Origin of the sequence: Pedobacter sp. FW305-3-2-15-E-R2A2 (genome assembly GCF_038446955.1) — a bacterium.
Classification (GTDB): domain Bacteria; phylum Bacteroidota; class Bacteroidia; order Sphingobacteriales; family Sphingobacteriaceae; genus Pedobacter.
Window position 1 is genome coordinate 3,733,311 of the sequence record NZ_CP151803.1, and the last position, 23,185, is coordinate 3,756,495.

Below are 23,185 nucleotides of genomic sequence, written 5' to 3' on the forward strand. Positions count from 1 at the left end.
TAAAAATGAAAAATACCAAATAATATACAATTTATATAATTTATTATTTAATAAATATAAATCTTATAAATTATATCAATAAATAGAGAAACTTCATTATAAAGTTAACAATTTATAAACAGTGGATTTAAGTGGTTTTTGGATAGAGTAGGGGCTATAGGTTGAGGATTTTGGATAGGGCTGCTAAAGGCCTTATTTTCAGTCGATAAAATCAGGCCTTTTTGCTCATTTTTCAGAGATTTTGTCCAGCGCAAGGTCGATAAAGCGATTTCCCATATAGAAATCGTTGTAGAAGTCCCGTCGATTCCTTGGGTAGTTCATTTCGTAACTTACCGGAACGCCTGTTGCTTCGTAAGTTTTTCCTTTTGGGTCAGTATAAGTTTCATTAGACAGGCTAAATTCCCATCCATTGGGAAGTTCTTTCCATAATATCTCTGAGAAGATCCCGGCAGTCCTCGAACCTACAGTTTTGATATTCTTGTATTGGCGTGCAGCCAGGGCGAAAATTTCTGCCGCACTCGCGGTATTGGGACCTGTCAGCAGGTAAACTTTACCCTTATAACCAGGGTTTGTTGGCTGCAAAACATATTTCTGTATCGCTGTGCTGCCTAGAGCCGTTTTCGCTTTTACGGAAAGAACATGTTTACTTTCCGTCACAAAATAGCTCAGCAGCTTTAAAGCTACTGTCTCTAATCCGCCACCATTGAAACGAAGATCGATCACCAGGGAATCAGATGGCCCAATGTCAGATAAGATTTTCCCCATGACCATTTTAACACCCCGGTCTTCATCCTCAAATTGATCGAGTGCTGGTCTGGATGCTTTGATCTTGTCGTAATTTTTTGCAAAATTGGGGAGCAGCTGTTCAGATTCAGAAACATAGTTAGCGAAACCGTTCATATCCTTAATAAGGATATAACCGATCCTTGTGCCTCTTAACTTTCCCCAGCTGATCACGCCGTTATTATAGGAATGGAGGTCCTCCAAATAAGTATCTTGCAAGTCCTTTATCACATCAGTTGCTAAACGTTTGATGATTGGAGTTTCGGGCTTGATTCCGGGAGCGGTTGCTACTTTCGTTTTCAGCGCTTCCGGAATTTCCAGCCTGATGTGACCGTCGCCTATTTTTTTGACAATTTCTACCAGAATATCAGCGAATTCTTTTTGAGTGCTTATTTTCTTTACCCTTGGCAAATATTCATCATAAATTTGCTTCCAATTCAAGTTTCGTTCTTTAAAAAAGGCATAATTATGATCAAAGGTTTCCCAGAAAACCGTAAAATTCTTTTCATACGAACTTGTAGGAGCAACAGGATGACTACATACAGGAGGCAAAGACTGAACCCGCCTAAAAACATAGTTTACAATCCCCCCAGGATTCAGAATCAGTTCATTTTTCTTTAATGAAACAATTTTGAACCTTTCGCTCAATTTGCCTTCAACTAAAACTTTACAGTCTACACTGTTGATGTTATAATAGGTATAAGTCGAATCAGCAATTTTTAAACATCTATCATAACCATCCTGAATCCAGCTGGTGTTTTTAAGAAGTTTTTCGGAGTTTTGCTGAGCATTAGCGCAGAAGCTGATTAAGAGCAGGCAGATACTGAAAGTGGATCGGAAATTTATCATCTACATAATAAGACACCGTTTGAAACTTTTCGTTGCAGTTTATCAGGAAAATAATCAAATATTTTCGCAAAACTAAACTTTCTGATTGGAATATTATATCTATATTTATTATACCTAAGTCGCTTGTTCTGAAAACATTATCATACGAATCAATTCACTTATCAAAATTATAATCCATATGCAACGCAGGAAATTCCTCCAATCCTCACTCGTGGCAACCGCAGGTATAGCAGTAGCCAGCAACCCTGTAATAGCGGCAGGGGATAGGCAAACCACACAAAAAGAAATATATGAATGGCGTGAATATGAAATGCGCTTTGGAGCTGACCAGGGACAATTGGAAAATTATTTTAAAACAGCGCTGATTCCTGCATTGAACAAATTTGGCGTAAAAGAAGTTGGAGTCTTTAAGGAATTGACGCCATCAGAACCTGCTAAATTTTATTTACTGACCACTTTTTCTTCCGTTGAAAACTATCTTTCCGTAAATGCGAAAATCAAAGCGGACACAGATTACATTAAAAATAGCACTGCATACCACAGCATATCTGCTGATAAATCACTGTACAGTCGTTTTTCTTCTTCTTTAATGGTTGCCTTTGATGGCTGGCCTAAAATCGTTATTCCCACAGGCAAATCCAGAATATTTGAATTAAGAACGTATGAGGGCTATAGTGAAGATGCCGTAAGAAGAAAGATTAAAATGTTCCATGACGGAGAATTTCCCATTTTTCAAAGGGCGAAATTGAATCCTGTATTCTGTGGCGAAGTGATCGCTGGCGAAAAACTGCCTAGACTCACGTATCTGATCACCTGTGACAGTATGGAAGAACGTAATAAAGGATGGTCAGCTTTTGTAGCGGATCCTGAATGGAAAAAATTGGTATCAGATCCTCAGTACGCTAATACCATTTCTAAAATTAGCAATACGTTTTTGGTTCCCACATCATATTCGCAGGTCTAATTTTATCCTTATTCAAGAAAAATCACAGGCTATATTCCCGGTACCATTATTGTCTCATAATTAACATTATGTTAAGTAGTATATTGAAGACCTGCCCCACGACCCTGTATACCGCATTTATCCAGATGCCTGTACACCTATATAAAAAATGTTATATTTTATCGCGAGTAATGATTCTGATTCCTTGTTTACCAGCTACAACGGCCTTAGTTGCCATCTTGTAGAATAAAGAATGTTCTACAACTCCGGGAATCATTTTTATATTTGAATTAAGCGCAGAAATCTCCGGTAATTCTTCAAAAAGCACATCTGCCAGCAGATTTCCATTGTCAGAAATCACTAAACCATCTTTTTGCTCACTGGTCCGAAGTTTTATACTTGCTCCCGGATAATCTGATTTCAAGCGATTCAGCACAGCGGTCAGCGCTTCTGGAAGCAATTCTACCACTACAGGATACGTATGGTCGAGTTTTGACACCATTTTTGAATCATCTCCGACTAAAATAAATTCCTCCGCCATACTGGCCAGGATTTTTTCGCTCGTATGAATGCCACCGCCGCTTTTCAAGGCGTTCAGTTCTTCATCAAATTGGTCGCAACCGTCAAAATAAACCGCCAATGGCTCGTTGATCATCGATGATAAGGTCACTTTGAGCCCTTTCTTCTGTAATAAGCTTCTCGTTTTAAAAGAGGAAGACACAAAAACCAGGCTTTCCGACAATTCCGGTTGCTCACTGATGAATCCGATCAGATGGGAAATACTGCTTCCAGCCCCCACTCCTATGGTTTGTCCTGGTTTAAGGAATTGTAAACAAGCTTCTGCTGCTATCAACTTATAATCTGTCATGCTTAATTAATTTCTATTTTCTGCTCCTGTACGTTCCAGCCGTAAATTTCTATCGCTTTCTTTAAGCCAGGCACATCATCGGTGTACTCAATTGTTATTTTCTTTGTTTCTCCGGGTAAAACACTCACATAATTATCATCAAAGAAAGCCGGTAAAATCCGCTTGCCTGTTTCCTTATTAATCAGGGCAATACGGTTAAAAAAGGCGACCGGATTCCCGGCGGCATTGCTCAGGCTAACCGCTATTTTACCTTTGGCAAGGACTGTTGCCTTGACTTCCAATGCTGCATTTTTCATATGCTGCAGACCACTATAGTTTCCATCTTTTCCCGGAAGCCAATAAATATTTTCACTGAGAATGGCTTTCTGACCATCCAAAATACGCAACAAAACAAATACACCTTCTTTTTTATCCAGCTTTTTTAGGAACTGATCCATTTTGAAGAGCTTTCTTACTGAAGATGCGCCTACTTCATTAAAAACCTGGCTATAAAAATAATTCTTCCCCTCCATATCATATACGCTCGCCTGTACCATCAGGTTACGACGGGTGCTAAAACCATTGTTAACCACACTGACCATGCTGTCTAAGGGATTCATCATGATGTGTAAAGGGGTAGCTCCTTTTCTTAAACCGTATAAGCAGGCGTTTACATCCAGGTAATAATCATACATCTGTCCACGAAGCGCAGTCCATGGATTTTGCGTTTTCCAGATGATGGAACCTGTATACCAATCCCACATATGTGAAGAATAGCCTTCCATTAAGGCCCGGTACTGCTCATAGTTTACCAATTGCGCTTTCATCGCAAAATCTTTGGCATCTTTAGGTTTTCCATAAGGATCAAGGTGTTCATCATATCCAATATATTTGTGGTAATTCCAAACAGAATCCACTTTACCCTTAAACTGTGGAGCGCTCAGGTTTTCCTCAGGGATGAACCGTTGAAGAGAAACATAATCTCCAACACCTACAGAGCCCACTTCTGAATTGTAAGGAAAGGTTCTGTTTCCCCAGAAACTCTTTGGGTCCTGAATGCCATATGGTCCGTCTCCATTTCCTCCAAGGTCATTAAATGACATTTCATCGCTGTTTGAGAAATCAAAAAACTTCCGTGTGCCATCCAGTCTGGGCAGAATCTCATCTCTTAAAGGAAGCAGAATATCATCCGGAGGTGTAATTTCATTCCCTCCACACCAGAATGCCAGTGAAGGATGGTTTCTGATCATTTTTATTTGATCAGCTGCTGCTGTGAGCACAAGGTTATGGTTATCCGGATAGTTTCGTCTTGTCCACTGGTCGTCTTTTTTCATCGGGTCTTCCCAACGTCCGTTACAGTCTCCGCTGAACCAGAAATCCTGAAATACCAGTAAACCATATTTATCGCAGGCATTGTAAAATTCTGGTCTTTCTGTAATTGCGCCACCCCATATCCTGATCAGATTCAGGTTCATGTCTTTGTGATACCGGATCTCTGCGTCATAACGCGCATCACTGAAACGAAGCATAGCATCCGAAATGATCCAGTTTCCACCCTTGATGAATATCTTCTGTCCGTTAACATAGGCCCCCATGCTTCGGGTGTGCTCATTCCAGATGTTGTCGATCTGTCGCACGCCGACATTGATATTTTCTTCATCCAGCAATTCGTTTGAATTCGATACAAAAGTCAGTTTAAGCGCATATAAATCTTGCTTTCCATACCCATTTGGCCACCAGAGCTTTGGATTTTGCAATGTCAGATCTGGCAAAGACACTGTTGTGGTCTGATTGGGTAATAGTGTTGCTGCTTTACGAATCAGCTGACCGGCGAGTTTATATTGCAGAAAACCCTGCACTGTCTTTGATCTTGGATTTTCCAGCTCTGCAGAAACCTTGATCACTGCTGGCTGTTGTGGTCCTTCAGGAAGACGCTTTCCAGGCACAAGTGTGATGATGTGCGGGTTTTTCAGGTTGATCATCCTGGTCTTTTCAATGCTTACTTTATCCCAGATTCCGGTGTTCCGGTCCCGGGTTGGCTGAATCCAATCCCAGCCTGCCGTATATTGGGAGGTCAATCCACGGGCAATTGTACCATCTCCACCTTGTCCGCCATTAGGTGCTCCGGGGAAATCCGGTGGAGATACGATGACCGCCAGGCGGTTATGTCCATTGGGCGCCAACAGTCCGGTAATGTTATACTGGTGGCGCAAATGCATTCCTTCCAGTTTTTCCTTGTTTATTTTCTTGCCGTTCAGGAATACTTCCGCCTTATAATTTATACCTCTGAATTCCAGCCAGACCTGTTCATTTCCAATGGCCTTTTCCTCAAAATCCTTAACGAACCAATACGTATAGTGATCATTTCCAGTATGGTATACATCCGGAATTTTTGTATTGTTCATTCCATAAAAAGGATCAGGAATTTTGCTGTTATTCAGTAAGGTGGTCAATATCGTGCCGGGAACCGTAGCAGGCATCCAGTTTTCAACCGAAAAACCTGAACGGGACAATTCTGCTCCACTCCCACTGATTTCTTTTATATTTTTACACAACCAGCCACTGTTTAACTCATATCGTTGTTTTGAAGGCCCGGAAAGTGCAGTGGAGTATTCTTGAGCGGAAGCCTGGGCCATGGTTAGACACCACAGCATCATAAGACCTAAAAATGCGGTATAGCGGTTGAATTGCATCATGAAATCAGCTAGTTTATGTTAATGCTAAAACGTTTCAATAGAATGCAATCAAGATATAAATATTTTAAGTGCGAACAAAAAATATTTATATCCGGGGATTAAAACTCTTCCAGCTTACTTTTAAGCTCCTGAACTTTATCCAGTCTGTTTTTTCGCGTATAAATGTCAATCAGCAGCTGAACGGTGGGTTTATCATTCTGATTGATTTCATGCGCTTGTAACAAGGCTACTTCCGCCCGGTTGATAAAGGAACTGAATGTAGCTGCTCCTTCGCTTTTCCTGGATTTCAGGGCTTCATTGGCGGAGTTAATATAGGCCAGTCCCAATTGATAAAGCGCATCAAAATAATTCTCGTCTATCTTTAATGCTTTCTTATAGGCCAGCTCTGCAGTACTGTTATTCCCATTATTCTGATATAAGTACCCATAAAGGAAATACAACAACTTGTTGTTCGTTTCCACTTTTAAAGTAGATTCTATAACCCTGATGGCTTCGTTATATTTTTCCGTATCCAATAACAGATTGATATAATCATTGGTCAGAAAAACATTATAAGGATTAACTTTAATCCCATCTTCCAGGGTTTTTACCGCCAGTTCATGTTCAAATTTTGAAGCATAAATGCCAGTCAGCTTTTGAAATACAACCGGATTTTTGATGCCATTGTCTTTTGCTCTTTTAAAATAAAAAAGAGCTTTATCAAAAGACTGAATATTTTGGGCAGCCAGTCCGGTATTAATGGCTAATGTGGTATCCTTTGGAAAAAAATCACTGACTTCCTTTAACAGCTCATAAGCGGCTAAGAAATCATTGTTCGCATATGCTGTATTGCCTTTTTCCTGCTTCTTGATGTTGACATTGTAGATTGAAGCCGATATTAACTGGGAATTTGCCTGAAATTTATCCAGTCTTTTTGCCGAGTCTATGGCCTCAATGGCCAGGTTATAATACCTGTCGGAATTGGGTACATCTGTATCTATGATCGAAACGTAAGAGCTCAGGTAAGCCTTGATGGCCCATGTTTCCGGCCATTTCCTGGTTTTTTTATCATTCTGAGCAGACTCTGCTGCTTTAATTCCTTCTCCTAATATACTTAACTGCTTTTTTTCATCCTCCTTATTCCCGATAGCAATTTGCAGTTTTCCTACGCTGTTTCTGGCGATCTGTAATTGACTTGTCTGTGAAAAAACAGGGTTGGCACTCCATAAAATCAGAAATGCAGCATTAAATAAATAGATCTTCCTCATATAAAAACGTGTTCTGCCTACAAACTTATAAAAAAAAAGGAGGGATAAAAATTACCCCTCCTTTTTAATCGCAATTCAACCGCTTAAGGTTTAGCTGCTGCTTTTAATTCATCTAATTTTTTCTTGGTAGCCTCATAGTTCACTTTATCATCTTTAAATGCATAAATGATCTTTAGGTTTTCCAATGCATTTTCATTTTTTGGATCTAATGCCAAAGCTGCTTTATAAAATGGAACTGATTGGTCAATAAGGCCAGTCATTTTTGCACCAAGTGCATTGAATTCTTTAGTTTTCTTAGGATCTAAAGCATTTCTTTGCGTTTGTATTGCAAGCGCTTGTTTGTAATAAGTATCGCCCATCAAATATTGATAGATGGCATTCTTAGGATCTTTAGCGATCAGCTTATTTAACATCTCCTGAGATTTAGCGATGTCACCTGACTTAATGTAAAGGTCAGTTTCCAGACCGATAAAATAAGAATCATCAGGGAATTTGCTTCCTGCTTCTTTCAAAATTGCTAAACCTGCTACGCTATCTTTCATTTTATCGAAAGTAACATTTACGATTTCAGAGTAAAGCACCTTGGAATCTTTATAACCTAAGTCAATTGCTTTCTTGAAGTTTTTAACCACTTCAGGATAGTTTTGCAATTCCTTAGCCGTTACTCCTGCATTTACATACATAGAGGTATCCTGAGGGTTTTTAGCTGTGATCTCATTAAAAGCATCTAAAGCAGCAGCGAAATCCTTTTTGTTAAAAGCAAAGATCGCTCTGTTTCTCAACGCGTTGCTCACGTTTACTTCAGCCTGTTGAATGTTGTCTTTTTCATCCCCTTTAGTATCTACCGCTTTAGCCTGAACAATTGCTTCTTCTGCAATTTTCTGATTTGCTTTAGCATTATTGATATCTACTGAGTCTACCAATGCAATTCTGGACGCAAACAAAGCCCTGTAAGACCATGCTTCAGGCATTCCTTTAGATTTCTCATGGACAATTGCCTTGTCTGTGTGCGCTAAGCCTGTACTAAGCGTTTTAAGGCTCTCAGCTAAAGTTTCTGATTTAGCAATCGCCAAAAGAGCCCATGCCTTCTTCGCTTCATTTACTTCACTTTTTTGCGCATTTGCATAGGTGGCTACACCTACCAATAACATACTAAAAAGTACTTTTTTCATCTTGTTAATTTATGGTCAAAAATTTATTTTTCTTCTTCTTCAGTGTCGTCGTCTTCTTCTTCAGCTTCTTCCTCTTCCTCCTCAATTTCTTCTGCTTCTTCACCTTCTGCAACAATTTCTTCTGCTGCAACAGCATCAGTAACGATTACGCTTTCGCCATTCAGATCAAGTTCCAACGCTTCTTCTACCTCTTCATCCTCATGCTCAATCTTAGCTACTGAAGCAATTTCATCGTTTCCTTTCAGGTTGATCAGACGAACACCCTGAGTTGCTCTTCCCATTACCCTCAACTGACTTACCACGATTCGGATGACGATACCGGATTTATTGATGATCATTAAATCATCTGCATCCGTTACGTTCTTGATGGCTACCAAAGCACCGGTTTTCTCCGTAACGCTAATGGTTTTAACACCTTTACCACCTCTGTTAGTAACGCGGTAATCTTCGATATCAGTACGTTTACCGTAACCTTTTTCTGAAACTACCAATATCGTTACATTCGGATCATCAACAGCAATCATGCCAACTACTTCATCCTGGTCATGCGCAAGGGTAACTCCCCTAACACCTGTAGCCGTTCTGCCCATTGGTCTAACCTTCTCCTCATTGAAACGAATTGCCCTTCCTGAACGTAAAGCCATAACGATTTCACTTGAACCGGTTGTTAAGCTCGCTTCTAATAACTGATCTCCTTCGTTGATGTTAATCGCATTGATACCATTTACACGAGGTCTTGAATACGCTTCTAAAGAGGTCTTTTTAATCGTTCCCTTTTTAGTACACATGATAATGTAATTGTTTTCCAGATACTCCTGGTCTTTCAAGTTCTTTACCTTAATGTATGCTTTGATTTTCTCTTCCTTAGGAATGTTGATGATGTTCTGGATTGCTCTACCTTTACTCAACCTTGATCCTTCAGGGATTTCATAAACCCTTAACCAGAAACAACGTCCTGATTCTGTAAAGAACAACATATAGTTGTGGTTTGAAGCCACCAATAAATGCTCGATAAAATCTTCATTTCTCGAATCACTTCCTTTGGAACCTTTACCACCTCTACCCTGAGTACGGTATTCTGTAGCCGGAGTACGTTTGATATATCCTTCATGAGAGATCGTGATCACTACGTCTTCATCTTCGATAAAATCTTCCATGCTCATGTCTTCTGCAGAATGTACGATCTGAGTTCTACGCTCATCTCCGTATTTCTCCATCATCTCCACCAACTCATCCTTAATGATCTGCATTCTTAACTCTTCTGAATCCAGGATCGCCTGTAAATGTTCAATTAGTTTCATCAACTCATTGTACTCATCCTTGATCTTATCGCGTTCCAGTCCTGTTAACCTGCGTAAGGTCATGTCTAAGATGGCTCTGGCCTGAATATCACTCAAACCAAATTTCTCCATTAAGCCCGTTCTTGCCTCCTCAGGAGTCTCAGAACTACGGATTAATTTAATGACTTCATCTAAATGATCTAAAGCGATCAGTAAACCTTCTAAGATGTGTGCTCTTTTGTTCGCTTCTGCCAATTCAAACTTGGTTCTGCGGACCACTACATCATGCCTGTGATCCACAAAGTGACGGATCAGGTCTTTTAGGTTTAACATTTGCGGCCTGCCGTTGACAAGCGCGATATTATTCACACTAAATGAGGTCTGTAAGGCCGTTTGCTTGAATAAGTTATTCAATACAATAGAAGCATTCGCATCACGTTTAATTTCGTAAACGATACGGATACCATCCTTATTCGACTCATCTTTAATGTTAGAAATTCCTTCCAGTTTTTTCTCACCTACCAGTTCAGCAGTACGTTCGATCATCATTGCTTTATTTACCTGATAAGGTATTTCAGTAACGATAATGGTTTCGCGGTCTTTATTGGTTTCGATCTCTGCTTTCGCACGCATTACGATACGTCCTCGACCTGTTTCAAAAGCTTCCTGAACTCCGGTATAACCATAAATAATGGCGCCTGTAGGGAAATCCGGTGCTTTGATATGTTTCATCAGTTCCGGTATCGTGATCTCGTTATTCTCGATATAAGCGATCGTTGCATTAATGGTTTCAGTGATGTTGTGCGGTGGCATATTGGTTGCCATACCTACTGCAATACCTGAAGATCCGTTGATCAGTAAGTTTGGAACTTTCGATGGAAGAACCGTTGGTTCCTGCAGGGAATCATCAAAGTTTAACTGGAAATCTACCGTATCCTTGTTAATGTCCGCAAGCATATCTTCTGCGATCTTCTGGAAACGGGCCTCCGTATAACGCATTGCTGCCGGAGAGTCACCATCGATCGATCCAAAGTTACCCTGTCCTTCCACCATCAGGTACCTTAAGCTCCATTCCTGAGCCATCCTCACCATGGTATTGTAAACAGAGGAGTCACCATGCGGGTGATACTTACCCAATACCTCCCCAACAATACGGGCAGATTTTTTATAAGGTTTATTATTTGCAAGTCCCAGGTCAAGCATACCGTATAAAACACGGCGGTGTACTGGTTTCAATCCATCACGAACATCGGGTAAAGCCCTTGATACAATAACCGACATCGAATAATCGATGTAAGCAGACTTCATCTGCTCGTCAATATTGATTTTAATTATTTTGTCGTTTTCTTGATTTTCTAAATCTTCTGCCATAAATAGTAATGTTCCCTAAGAACGATTTAAACGTGGTATTCTTATAACCTTGCGAATTTAATAAAAAATGCGCCATTAAGGCGCATTGTGGAAAAATTTTGTCGTATAAATTTCGGGTATAAAAAGGCGAATTAAGCCCATTCAATGCCTTTTTTCAGCTTACTCAGGGTGTAAGCTTCAGGGCTGTCGGGAATTGGCTGATAATTATACACCCATTTCGCCATTGGAGGAAGGCTCATCAGGATGGATTCAATCCTCCCGTTGGTTTCCAGGCCAAATTTTGTTCCTGCATCATAGACCAGATTAAACTCCGCATACCTGGATCTTCTCAGGTATTGCCATTCCTGTTCTTCTGCGCTAAAGTCGGCATCTCTGTTTCTGTCGATCAGCTCTGTATATACAGGCAGGAAGGTATTTCCTACAGCCTCAGAGAATTCCAGTAACCTGTCAAAATCCATCCCTGTATTTTCTGGCTTCAGTTTATCGTAAAAGATACCACCTACACCCCTCGTTTCTTCCCGGTGTTTGATAAAGAAATAATCGTCCGCATGCGTCTTAAACTTAGGATAAAAACCACTGTCGAACTCATCACAGGTTTGTTTCAGTAAGTGGTGGAAAAACCTTGCATCCGTATCAATTACGTAATGCGGGGTCAGGTCTATGCCTCCGCCAAACCACCTCGTCTGATCATCCATCTCAAAATAGCGGATATTCATATGTATGATGGGCACGAAAGGATTATTCGGGTGCATGACAATAGATACACCTGTAGCGAAGAAATCATCACTCTCGATCTTAAAAGCCTTTTTAATAGCCTCTGGTAATTTACCGTGTACAGCGGAGAAATTCACGCCGCCCTTTTCAATTACATTTCCATTCTGCAGAATCCTGGTTCTGCCGCCGCCACCGCCGTCGCGGCTCCATAATTCTTCTTCGAAACGTCCTTTTCCGTCGGCCTGTTCCAGACCTTCGCAAATCGTATCCTGAATTTTCTGGTAAGCGGCAACTACTTTATCTTTAAACCCCATTTTCTTTAAAACTTAAGCTCAAAGTTAACCTTTAAAAAAGCGCTGCCATCCCAAAAGTTGAGATAGTACATTTTTTTGACACTATTCCTCTATGAAATTCAAGTCCCGTCCATAAGTTTCCTCCAGGTGATAAAGGGCAATGTACGCCATACCTACGGTAATTACCGCCACACATAGCGCTGCATTTACCATCCCCATACTTACTGCCAGCCATTGGAACAGCATCGTCACCAGAATCAATGAACCCCGCACCATATTTGGCGCAGTCGTCGTTACCGTAGCCCTCAGGTTCGTGCCGAATTGCTCAGCAGCCATGGTTACAAATACCACCCAGTATCCGGTAAAGATTCCCGTACATAAACAGAAAATATAGAAGTTGGTAGCCGTCCATCCACTGCTCAGCAAGTACAACAGCATGCTGCCAAAGGTGAGTGTCAAAAATATAAATACGATTTTCTTACGCGTTTTAAAAACCTGACTCAGCGCACCCGTCAGGAAGTCTCCGAGAGAAATCCCGATATAGGCAAACATCACTCCTTTTCCATTGTCAAGGTATTCTTTTGCATGTAAAGCTTTCCCAAATTCCGGAGCAATTCCGATCAGGATCCCTACTACGAACCAGACCGGCACCGCAATTAAAATACAGTTCAGGTATTTAAACCCTCTCTTCCTCGTCAGCAGCATCATGAAATTACCTTTGGAAACTTCCTTTTTTGCCATGTTCTTAAACATTCCGGATTCAAAAACGCCGATCCTCAGCAATAAGAGCAATATGCCCAGTCCTCCGCCAATGAAAAAAGCATTGCGCCATGCAAAGAAATCACCGACAAGATAAGCCGCTACGGCACCACTAAGGCCTACTCCCGCCACCAGCATCGTTCCATAACCCCGCTTTTCTTTGCTCATGCTCTCAGATACCAGAGTGATACCCGCCCCCAATTCTCCTGCGAGCCCAATACCGGCGATAAAACGTAATGCCGCATACATTGGGATGCTCGTTACAAAGCCATTGGCAATATTGGCGATAGAATACATCAGAATAGAGCCAAAGAGTACCGATAAACGTCCTTTTTTATCCCCCAGAATTCCCCAGAAAAATCCGCCGATCAGTAAGCCAGCCATTTGCCAGTTCATCAGGCTCAGTCCGGTTTCCGTGATTTTATCGGCAGGAACACCCAGCGCAGCCAGGCTTTTATTTTTTATGATCAGGAATAAAAGAAGGTCGTAGATGTCGACAAAATAACCAAGAGCTGCGACCAGCACCAGGAGAAATACGCTTTTGTTATTGTTTTCAGTAGTCATTTGGAGGTTTGTTGGTGGACTGAAAGTACAAACAAATTTAATTACCCGGGAAAAATATTCCGATTTAAATGCAGAATGGCCAGATCATCAGACCTGGCCATTCCTTATAAAACCTTTTTTAAGTATCTTTTTATTGCTTTTTAGTCGTGGTGCATTTTCAATTTATCCAGCAGCTCGGGAGAAACGTTTTCCGCATAAGCGCCATAAGCATCAATCATCACCCCTTTCAGGTTGCCCACAGGCGAAGAGATCGCATAGATGACCGCGCTGTCTGCGGGATCATTCATTCCTTCAAAACGATAGAACTCATCAATCTCAAACTCTTCCGGCATCAGCTGCATATCGATTGCCTTGCATTCGATATAATCAGGCCCTAAAGTGAAATCATATTCATAACCTCTTTTTTCGAGATCTGAAACGGCGGCGGTAACGGTGTCATATACATACATATCCCTAATTTACTAAAAAATTACTTTAGTAACCATATAAAAATTTCATAGTTCAATAAACTTTCTGATATTTAAGCATCATGGTTGTATCAGAAAAAACCCTTAAATGGGGCCTTTGTTTTTACCCTCCTTTATTGTTCCAGCGTATATGGGTAAAGAAATTCCATAAAGGTTTTCGGGGAGTGGATGTAAAGATCAATAAAAGCCTTTTCAATAAAAATTATAACGGATCCATCTTTGGAGGGACCATTTATGCCGCTACAGATCCTTTTTATGCCCTGCTGTTTGATCAGTTGCTTCAGAGAGAAGGATTTAAAGTCAGAGTCTGGTTAAAAAGTGCTTCGATTCAATACCTTAAACCAGGACGGGGAGATTTATTTTTCAGCATCACCGTTAGCGACGATATGTTGAATGAGGCTATTGAAGCGTTAAATACTGCGGGTAAATTTGTAAAAGCTTACCCGATGGAGATCACCAATGCGCAGGGCGAGCTTTGTGCAACGGTTATGAATGAAGTGTATGTCCGAAACCTGCATCAGGGGGAACAACCACGCATTGCTTATTAAATTGTATGTTTAAGTCACAGTCCAATGAATATCAAGAAACTCATCCTGCAAGGCGAAGGAACTACCCTGGATTTCAAGAAAACCATTAACAGCAATGAAAAGATTGCCAAAAGCCTCGTTGCTTTTGCCAATAATAAAGGCGGGCAATTGCTCATTGGGGTGGCCGACGACGGCAGCATCAAAGGGGTAAAATCCGAAGATGAGGAGCGGTATATGATTACCAAATCTGCGCATCAGTTTTGCCGGCCGGCGATAGAACCCGAGTTCGAGGAGATTTACGTGGACGATAAACTGGTTCTCGTTGTGACCATCCATCCAAGCGACACGAAACCGCATTACGCTTTAGACGAAAACAAAAAATGGTGGGTCTATTTCAGGGTGCAGGATAAGAGCTTACTGGCCAGTAAAATCATTGTCGACGTGATCAAAAAAAGTGGTGATCCCAACGGACAGCTGATCAGTTACCGGGACGATGAAAAAAAGCTCTTCGAATACCTTGGTCAGCAAGGCCGGATTACCCTGAAAGAGTTCAGTAAGATCACCCGGAGCTCCTATAAAAAAGCACAAAAAGTGTTGGTTAGTCTGATCATTAGCGGCCTGATTCAACCTCATTCCTCTGAAAAGGAAGAATATTTCACGTCAATACAATAACAACTGGATGTAAAATTATTTTACATCGCCTAAAAATGAAGTCGGAAATGCCGACTTTTGCAAAAATGCTTAGTAAACTTTATTCAAAATATAAACCTTATTATTCAGACAACCTACGTCTGGCTATGCCTATTGTGGTTTCACAGTTGGGGCATACGCTTGTCCATTTAGCTGATAGTGTAATCGTTGGGCATTTTGCCGGAACGATACAACTGGCGGCAGTCTCACTTGTCAACAGCCTTTTCATGCTCATTCTTGTGATAGGAATGGGAATCTCTTACGGTTTAACGCCATTGATGGCTCAGGAAAACGGAAGGAAAAACTACGAAGAATGCGGGAAACTCCTGTCGAACAGTCTGATCATCAACTTCATGACCTCGCTGCTACTCTATGGTCTCGTCCATTTGGGTACGTTGCTCGTGATTGACCACATCGGACAATCTCCTGAAGTCGTTGCTTATGCCAAGCCTTATTTGGGCTACCTTGCCATCTCCATTATCCCGCTGATGATTTTCCAGACTTTCAAACAGTTTGCAGAAGGCCTGGGGTTTACCAAACAGGCCATGTTTGTTTCCATCTGGGGAAACCTGCTGAACATCGTTCTCGGAATCATTTTCGTGAAAGGAATGTTTGGAATTGCGCCTATGGGTGTTAAAGGAGTTGGTTTAAGTACCCTGATCGACCGCTGTCTGATGGCGATCGTGATGTCCATCTACGTGATGAGGTCTCCATATTTCAAAGCCTATATCAAAAGCTTTAAGTTGACTTTCTTTGATAAAGTGAGGGCCCTTAAAATTGTCAAAATCGGGGCACCTGTGGCCCTGCAGTATTCCTTTGAGATCAGCGCTTTCAGTGGTGCAGCCATCCTGATCGGAACAATTGGTGCGGTAGAACAAGCCGCGCACCAGGTTGCGATTAACCTCGCTTCAGTTACCTATATGATGGCCAGTGGGATTGCTTCTGCAGCCACCATAAAAACCGGAAACAACTTTGGAAAGAAAAACTTCAATGACCTCAGACAATCCGCAATAGCGAGTTATCATGTGATCATTCTCTTTATGAGTGTGACGGCGATTTTATTTATTGTGGCCAATAACCTGCTTCCCTACATCTATACAGAAGATCGTGCTGTGATCAATATTGCCGCGCAGTTACTGATTATCGCCGGGTTCTTTCAATTGTTTGATGGTACTCAGGTGGTCGGATTAGGGATATTAAGGGGAATTGGCGATGTCAATGTTCCCACCTTCATCACCTTTCTTGCGTACTGGGTAATTGGCATCCCATTGGGATATTTATTGGGCATTAAGCTTGATTTAGGGGTAAATGGAATCTGGTATGGCCTTACTTTTGGCCTGCTGACCGCTTCTATCCTACTGTTTTTCAGGTTTCAAAATAAAACCCGCCTGCTGATTTCAAAAACAGGTTAATCATAAACGAAAGGCCCCTTAAAGGGCCTTTTTCTTAACTGGTCTTTTAGTCTTTTTTTGCTTGGCAGGAGTCATCGCTTTCGGCGGAGGTATACTGATTCCCTCTGTTGTAACAGGAGTCGTCTGAACCTGATCGATTACTGAATCTCCGGCTTCATCTTCTCTTTTAAAATAAGCTTCATGATCAGGAATATTTAACTTTGACTGAAAGTTTTCTGTCGATTTTAGTTGGTGATAAGTATGGCGATTTCCGGTACTGTCGGGTAAAGACAAGGAATCCGGGACACCTGCATTTAAAAAATAGCTGTCAAACTTGGCCAGGTTGACCTCCTTAGACAATTCTTTTTTTACGGCAAAATAGCTTTCTTCCCCACCTTCTTCCGCTAAAAACAGGCTATCGTTTTTTAACACCGCCTGAAGGTTAACCGGAGGCACTTCTGCCTGGGGATTGTAATACAAGATCAGATCGTTCCAGTCGGCGGGAGGTATAAATGTGTATACCACATTGTTATCTTCTTCTGAGGGGCCGTAAACGCCTTTAGAAAGGAAGAACTTATTTACCGGTTTGGAAGTCACATTCAAGGAATTGCTCCGGCTAAAAGTCGACTGGTCCCTCAGGTGTAAAAGCTGGAAACTGTTGGCATCAAAAGCATCTTCCAAACTCAAGCTAACTGAAGTGTTTTCGGCATAACCTTTAAAGGTAAAAAGTTTCCCTTTTTCAGCTTTACTGTCGTGTCTGCCAAAGATGAGGAAAGGATCAGCTACCGCTTTTTCTTCTTTTAAGCTCAGCTTCCCTCCTGTTTCTGTCCATTTCCCAACAATCAACCGGTCTACAGATCCGTAGCTCATGGAAAACAAAAACCGACCGTCCGGCAGGATCATGATTTCCTGGGCAATCTCCATCTTCGATCCGTTATAGTGACCAGGAAATGCGCTTTTTTGCGCGTGCACCGCTAGATTAAACAACAGTATTCCTGCTAATAAACTGATTCTTTTCATGGGGTCTCTTCCTTTTTTACGGCACGTTCTATTCTTAAACTCTCTTCATGAATGGCATTCATCACGCTGGTGATCAATTTTGCAGAAAGGCCTTCCTCCGCTCCCATTTTGATGTTCTTTTCCAGGATTTGCCTGAAGCGTCCTTTCTGAAGTGCAGGGATGTTATTTTTCATCTTATAAATACCCACTTCTTTCACCACCCGCTCCCGTTCAGCCAAAACCGCGATCAATTTCTGATCCAGGGAATCGATCTTTTTTCGGTGAAAAGCCAGGGTTGCATCGCCGCTTTGTGCATAAGAAACTCCGGAAAACAGCAGACAGGTCAGTAAAGTCAGACCGCTTAAATAAATTGATTTCATCATAAAACAGGTAGATTAAAAGCCCTAATTAAGGGACAATTGGGGCAATATCAAAGAAAAACGGTAGAATCTTTCTGAATAATTTTGTTTATTCAGAAAGTTAATATAATATTGCCTACTAATTCTATAGACATTTTGCGTAACCTGAGAGACCAGCTGAATTGTCGCCATTACCCTTAATAGATGACTAAATAAATTTTCAATAGCACAACAATAATGAGTTTACAAGACAACGATATTGGTATGGCCTTACAGCACAGCAGGTCTCAGGAAAAAAAGTGGAAGCGTATTGCTTACCTGTGTCTTTTCCTTCTTGCGGCTGTGTTTATCGGATTTGCCATTGCTTCCTTCCTGAGTTATGAAACCGTCCTCACTTTCGGAAAAGAGCTATACGGACAGATGGACGAAAAGTTTCTTTGGATGTTGGTGGTTGGTTTCCTTGCTCAAATGGTAGATGGTGCGCTTGGAATGGGATATGGTGTCGTTTCTACGACTTTATTATTATCCGGAGGATTAAATCCGGCCGTCATCTCCGGCAGCATCCATACCGCAGAAATGTTTTCCAGCGGCGCATCAGGCTTTAGCCATTATCGTTTTGGCAATGTGAATAAAAAGCTGTTTAAGACTTTACTGATTCCTGGGGTATTGGGTGCAATTGCAGGGGCAATATTGTTGGGTTATGCCGGAGAAGCTTTTTCTCAGTACATCAGACCAGTGATCTCTATATATACCCTCGCCCTCGGTATTCGAATCCTAAGTAATGCCTTTAAGGAAAAACCAAAACCCCAAAAAGTAAAACGGGCCGGCTGGCTGGCAGGTGCCGGAGGATTTTTAGACTCTTTTGGTGGTGGTGGCTGGGGACCTTTGGTTACCTCTACCCTGATTTCTAAAGGACGCACGCCCAAGTATGTGATTGGCTCGGTGAGTTTAACGGAATTTTTTGTGACGATGGCCAGTGCCATTACCTTTTTCTTTATTCTCGGCGTCAGTCATTGGCAATCTATATTGGGCCTAATCATTGGCGGTGTTGCTGCTGCACCCATCGCTGCCCGCCTGGTTGGGAAGCTTCCGATTAAGAAAATGTTTATCGGTGTTGCCGTGATTGTCATCCTGTCCAGCATTAGAATTATCTGGAATTCTATCGACAAGTTAATTTAAAAAGACATTGGATTGCCTTAAGTAATCATAACCTGCATTATTTAAGGCAATCATTTTATTTATCATTAAATATTTCTAGATAAAATAGCTAATGATATCGTTCATAAAACATGGAAATAAAATCGGTGAATAACTCATTTTCAAAAGATTAGCGATTTGTCAAATAAAAGAATAAATTTGCTGACAGTATCCAATGGCAAAGACTCTCCTCTCCTTTTTTTACAGATTTAAAACACCGGCTCTTGAACAGATGATCATTGAAGACGAGGTTAGAACGGCTAATCTCAGCAGGGGGATTTTAATTACCGGATTGTTCATTCCCATTGCCATTATCATCCATTTATATTTCAGTTACGGTAATTTCAGCGTTAAACCAGCGTCAGTAGGCCCGATTAATGGCTTCTTTGTCGTTAATGTATATATGGGGCTGACTAGTCTGGTGTTATTTCTTACCGGAATATGGTTAAAACACACCAAAAAAGAGCATCAGCTTCTAACGATTTTATATCCTCACCTGGTATTTTTTATTTTTGCCAGTGGTGGTGCACTTTGTTCAGTTTATGACCAGGCAATGAACAAGACCATTATTACCTTTTTACTTGCCTGCCTTTTAAATGCAGCCACCTTGCTGATCCGTCCGGCATACCTCTTTTTTTACCTGCTGGCCATTTATATTTGTTTTTGTTACGGTGTATACCTTACGCAACCGGATCAAAATGAGGTGCTGCTTACTGCGATAGACGGACTTTGTGTGATTGCGGTAGCTTATGCCATCGCCCATGTTTTCTGGAACAACAGCATGACCCGTTTCAAGCAAGACCGCCTGATCAAATCCCAAAAACTGGTATTGGCACATCAATATGAAAAGCTCTCTCAGTCAAATGTGAAACTGGAGGAATCCAATGCAAGTAAAGATCAGTTCTTTTCCATTCTGGCACATGACCTCAGGGGGCCGCTTAATTCTGCAATTGCATTGACCAAATTCCTGGAAGAAGGCCTGTTTGAAGCTGACCTGGAAGAACGTCAACAGATGTATTCTTTATTGCAGAACAGCCTGAACAACAGCTCAAAATTGCTGGAAAATGTACTGTTGTGGTCTACCAATCAGGCAGGTGTACTGAATTTCAAGCCCATGCTGCTCAATGTACACGATACGGTGCAAACTAGTGTTGATGTATTGAAAATTGTTGCGGCCCATAAGCACATTGAAATCATCAATTTTATTCCACAACACCTGACGATATCTGCCGATGTCGATATGATTCATACCGTATTCAGGAACCTTTTATCCAATGCGATTAAGTTTACGCCTAATTTTGGCAGTGTGGAAGTTCATTCGGAGCTGCTTATTAACGAAGAGACTGGTCAGGAATCTGTCCGCGTTTCTGTGATAGATTATGGGGTTGGCATGAGTCATAAAACTTTGACTAATCTTTTCCGCATTGAAAAAAAGATGATCGGTCTGGGAACAAACAATGAGACAGGTACAGGTTTAGGTCTCGTTTTGTGCAAAGATTTCATTGAAAAACACGAAGGAAGCATTATTGTTGAAAGTAAGGAGAATGAGGGAAGTAAATTTATTATAACTTTACCCGGCCGAAACTAATCCGACACCAGATGACCCCTGCTTTTAAGCAACAGTTTTCTCAAATATTCTCAAATTACAAGTGGATCTTGCATCTGCTATTCTGGGGGCTTTTCTTTTCACTAAACTACTACAGGATGGTCCAGGGTGGAGTTTTTAACAACCCTCAATTTCCTGATCCTTTTCCCCAGGTTGCCATCACTATTTTTATGGTTGCGGTATTGTTTCAATCCTATACCATGCTGCTATGGGTATTTCCCTTATATAAAACAAAACGGAAGTATATTTTTTGGGCCCGCCTTTTCCTGGTTCTTCTGATTGGCTTTATGACCTACATTCTGCTGACAAGATTGTTGATCAGCAACATCCCGATCATGAGTTCCAGACCTGAATTCGAGATCCTGGTCCAGATGAAACGGAAAGTAATGATGTACACCTTTTTCTCTACCGTATTTATCGCATTTTATTACTTTGTTGACATTTACGCCCATCAGAAGGAAATCCGGAGACTGGAAGAATACAAAACCCAAAAGATTGCATTGGAGGGCAGCTTTTTAAAATCACAGATCAACCCACACTTTTTATTCAACACCATGAATAACATTTATGCGCTGAGCTTAAAGAAATCCCCGCAAACCCCGGTTATCATTGAACGCCTGGAATCCCTGCTGCATTACATGTTATATGAGTGTAAATCGGATCTGGTACCACTTGAAAATGAATTCACCTTCACCAACAGCTATATTGCGCTGGAAAAATTACGACATAAAGAAGAACAGTGTAAGATCAGTATAGACATCAAAGGAGATGCTTCTGCGCATCAGATTGCGCCTTTGTTACTGATCAATTTTCTGGAGAATGCGTTCAAGCATGGCACAAAGACCAGTTTTGGCAAGTCATGGATCAATATGAAAATAGAAATTTCCAAAAGAGAATTTCATTTCAACCTGCAAAACAGCAAACCGACCAGGCCCGTCCATCAGGCATTTTCAGAGTACCGTGGCGGAATTGGCTTAAAGAATGTAAAAAGGCGCTTAGAAATTTTGTACCCAAGGCGTCACGAGCTTCTGATCAACAACCAACCAGACCATTTTGAAATCGATTTAATCCTTAATTTTTAACGCATGAGCAATTTTGTACAATTAGAGATTGATGAAAGGAACAAATGGGTTTATTTCAATAAATACAGGTGGGTAGCCCATGTCATCTACTGGATAGTGGTCTTGCTCGTCGGCACCTTCATGCCTGCAAAGGGACCGGTTACTTTTTCGCTGATTTTTAACCACTTTTTTCTGGCAAATGTAATGATTGCCAGTTTCTTTTACCTTTACTGTCTGGTTCTGATTCCCTATTTCTTTAAACGGAATAAATACCTTCAATTCTGGTTGCTCGTCATTTTCGGCTTTCTGATCATTACTGCGGTGGATGTTTTTTTCGGCAGGGCTTTTGTCCATCTGAAAGATCCGGTAACGGCAGAAAAAGATCCCGGTTTTTTTGCGGGTTATATTGAAAATTTATATGGCTTCCTTTACAACTTTCTCTTTTTTGCCATCATGCTCTTTTTTATGGAGAAGAACGAAGAAAACAGCACCTTAATGGAACTGGAAAAGGAAAAGAAAGAAATTGAACAGGTTAAGCTGGACTTTTTGAAAACCAATATCAGTCCGGATTTTATCCTGAGGTCATTGCATCAGCTGAAAGAATCTGCGAAAATACCGGAAGAAAGTACACCGGAAGCAATTCTTACCTTTTCTGATCTCTTGAGATACCGCCTTTACAGAGGCCGGCAAACACAAACGCCTTTAAAAGAAGAATTGTCTGCGTTCTCTTCTTTTATTCATTTTATAAGCTTTGACCAGCAATTGAAAGTTGTATTTAATGTCCAGGGGGATGCAGAAAATAAAAAGCTCGCTCCTCTTGCGCTCATCAATCTCCTGGAGCCTTTCTGTAAAGTCTCCAACCCGGAACCAGTAATTCTGGAAATCATGTTGCTGATTGAAGCAGATGAATTGCTGATGGAGATGAATTATGCGGAGAATGCGACACCTCAACTGATTAGTGATCTTGAAGCTTATAAAGAGAATTATGTGCAATTGTATGGTGATTCGGTGAAATTCGAATTTGATAGTACTCAAAATCGCGCATTTGGCATCAGGCTTTCCCTGCCCCTGTTTGATGTGGCGCAGCGTGTCGAAAGTTGATCATAATCCAGCATTTTATTCAAATCCAATAGACATCTTCCGGGGTATCTAGACCGACAATGGGAATTTCAGTTTCTATCATGGGGTCGAAATGCGTTTTATTTCCGTTATAACTTTAATCGTTATTACACCGTCCTTAATAGGTAGTTGATAGGTCAATCATTCGTCTAATTGACCTGTTAACTATGTATTTAAACCTTAGCAATAGTTAATTTTATTTATTTTCATATTAATAGTATATGAAAAACATTTCGTAACTTGTTATCACT

The 23,185-nt window shown here is 41.0% G+C and carries 19 protein-coding genes; 8 read left to right on the forward strand and 11 right to left on the reverse strand.

What is annotated here, in order from left to right:
* Positions 1–225: 225 nt before the first annotated feature.
* Positions 226–1,632 (reverse strand): S41 family peptidase, encoded by a 1,407-nt coding sequence (locus AAFF35_RS14805; protein WP_342333295.1) that lies wholly within the window; start codon positions 1,630–1,632, stop codon positions 226–228.
* A gap of 178 nt (positions 1,633–1,810) precedes the next feature.
* On the opposite strand from AAFF35_RS14805, the gene AAFF35_RS14810 reads away from it, so the two are divergent.
* Positions 1,811–2,596: an NIPSNAP family protein gene (locus AAFF35_RS14810; protein WP_342333296.1), complete on the forward strand. Its 786-nt coding sequence runs from the start codon at positions 1,811–1,813 to the stop codon at positions 2,594–2,596.
* Positions 2,597–2,747: 151 nt separating this feature from the next.
* Here the strand turns inward: AAFF35_RS14810 and rpiA are convergent, their stop codons facing one another.
* The 8 genes from rpiA to AAFF35_RS14850 all read right to left on the reverse strand — a co-directional run bounded on the left by rpiA (position 2,748) and on the right by AAFF35_RS14850 (position 13,967).
* A complete protein-coding gene (rpiA, locus tag AAFF35_RS14815) occupies positions 2,748–3,443 on the reverse strand; it encodes a ribose 5-phosphate isomerase A (protein ID WP_342333297.1) in 696 nt (231 codons plus the stop codon).
* Between the two features lie 2 nt (positions 3,444–3,445).
* Positions 3,446–6,118, reverse strand: a complete 2,673-nt coding sequence (locus tag AAFF35_RS14820; RefSeq protein WP_342333298.1) for a glycoside hydrolase family 2 TIM barrel-domain containing protein — start codon at positions 6,116–6,118, stop codon at positions 3,446–3,448.
* A 98-nt stretch (positions 6,119–6,216) separates the two neighbouring features.
* On the reverse strand, positions 6,217–7,365 hold the full coding sequence (locus tag AAFF35_RS14825; protein ID WP_342333299.1) for a hypothetical protein: 1,149 nt from the start codon (positions 7,363–7,365) through the stop codon (positions 6,217–6,219).
* 83 nt (positions 7,366–7,448) lie between these two features.
* The gene (locus tag AAFF35_RS14830) at positions 7,449–8,537 is read right to left on the reverse strand and encodes a tetratricopeptide repeat protein (protein WP_342333300.1); all 1,089 of its coding nucleotides are present in this window, start codon (positions 8,535–8,537) and stop codon (positions 7,449–7,451) included.
* A gap of 23 nt (positions 8,538–8,560) precedes the next feature.
* The gene (gyrA, locus tag AAFF35_RS14835; RefSeq protein WP_342333301.1) at positions 8,561–11,188 is read right to left on the reverse strand and encodes a DNA gyrase subunit A; all 2,628 of its coding nucleotides are present in this window, start codon (positions 11,186–11,188) and stop codon (positions 8,561–8,563) included.
* Positions 11,189–11,319: 131 nt separating this feature from the next.
* The gene (hemF, locus tag AAFF35_RS14840; protein WP_342333302.1) at positions 11,320–12,216 is read right to left on the reverse strand and encodes an oxygen-dependent coproporphyrinogen oxidase; all 897 of its coding nucleotides are present in this window, start codon (positions 12,214–12,216) and stop codon (positions 11,320–11,322) included.
* Between the two features lie 81 nt (positions 12,217–12,297).
* Positions 12,298–13,518: an MFS transporter gene (locus tag AAFF35_RS14845; protein ID WP_342333303.1), complete on the reverse strand. Its 1,221-nt coding sequence runs from the start codon at positions 13,516–13,518 to the stop codon at positions 12,298–12,300.
* A 140-nt stretch (positions 13,519–13,658) separates the two neighbouring features.
* A complete protein-coding gene (locus AAFF35_RS14850) occupies positions 13,659–13,967 on the reverse strand; it encodes a phosphoribosylpyrophosphate synthetase (protein WP_124586600.1) in 309 nt (102 codons plus the stop codon).
* 80 nt (positions 13,968–14,047) lie between these two features.
* Here AAFF35_RS14850 and AAFF35_RS14855 point away from each other — a divergent pair, with 80 nt between their 5' ends.
* The 3 genes from AAFF35_RS14855 to AAFF35_RS14865 all read left to right on the forward strand — a co-directional run bounded on the left by AAFF35_RS14855 (position 14,048) and on the right by AAFF35_RS14865 (position 16,614).
* The gene (locus AAFF35_RS14855; RefSeq protein ID WP_342333304.1) at positions 14,048–14,533 is read left to right on the forward strand and encodes a DUF4442 domain-containing protein; all 486 of its coding nucleotides are present in this window, start codon (positions 14,048–14,050) and stop codon (positions 14,531–14,533) included.
* A 24-nt stretch (positions 14,534–14,557) separates the two neighbouring features.
* On the forward strand, positions 14,558–15,184 hold the full coding sequence (locus AAFF35_RS14860) for an ATP-binding protein (RefSeq protein ID WP_342333305.1): 627 nt from the start codon (positions 14,558–14,560) through the stop codon (positions 15,182–15,184).
* A 65-nt stretch (positions 15,185–15,249) separates the two neighbouring features.
* Positions 15,250–16,614, forward strand: a complete 1,365-nt coding sequence (locus AAFF35_RS14865) for an MATE family efflux transporter (protein WP_342333367.1) — start codon at positions 15,250–15,252, stop codon at positions 16,612–16,614.
* Between the two features lie 18 nt (positions 16,615–16,632).
* Here AAFF35_RS14865 and AAFF35_RS14870 read toward each other — a convergent pair whose 3' ends face one another.
* Together AAFF35_RS14870 and AAFF35_RS14875 are read right to left on the reverse strand one after the other, a co-directional pair.
* On the reverse strand, positions 16,633–17,613 hold the full coding sequence (locus AAFF35_RS14870) for a hypothetical protein (RefSeq protein ID WP_342333306.1): 981 nt from the start codon (positions 17,611–17,613) through the stop codon (positions 16,633–16,635).
* Complete coding sequence (locus tag AAFF35_RS14875; protein ID WP_342333307.1) at positions 17,610–17,975, reverse strand: chorismate mutase; 366 nt, start codon at positions 17,973–17,975, stop codon at positions 17,610–17,612. The genes AAFF35_RS14870 and AAFF35_RS14875 overlap by 4 nt, the downstream gene beginning before the upstream one ends.
* Positions 17,976–18,188: 213 nt before the next feature.
* Here AAFF35_RS14875 and AAFF35_RS14880 point away from each other — a divergent pair, with 213 nt between their 5' ends.
* The 4 genes from AAFF35_RS14880 (at position 18,189) to AAFF35_RS14895 (ending at position 22,916) form a co-directional block, all read left to right on the forward strand.
* Positions 18,189–19,130, forward strand: a complete 942-nt coding sequence (locus AAFF35_RS14880) for a sulfite exporter TauE/SafE family protein (protein WP_342333308.1) — start codon at positions 18,189–18,191, stop codon at positions 19,128–19,130.
* A 193-nt stretch (positions 19,131–19,323) separates the two neighbouring features.
* Positions 19,324–20,736, forward strand: coding sequence for a HAMP domain-containing sensor histidine kinase (locus AAFF35_RS14885; RefSeq protein WP_342333309.1), 1,413 nt, complete (start codon positions 19,324–19,326; stop codon positions 20,734–20,736).
* Positions 20,737–20,747: 11 nt separating this feature from the next.
* Positions 20,748–21,836 carry a histidine kinase gene (locus AAFF35_RS14890; RefSeq protein WP_342333310.1) on the forward strand — a complete coding sequence of 363 codons (1,089 nt, stop codon included), beginning with the start codon at positions 20,748–20,750 and terminating at the stop codon, positions 21,834–21,836.
* Positions 21,837–21,839: 3 nt separating this feature from the next.
* On the forward strand, positions 21,840–22,916 hold the full coding sequence (locus tag AAFF35_RS14895; RefSeq protein WP_342333311.1) for a histidine kinase: 1,077 nt from the start codon (positions 21,840–21,842) through the stop codon (positions 22,914–22,916).
* Positions 22,917–23,185: the final 269 nt, after the last annotated feature.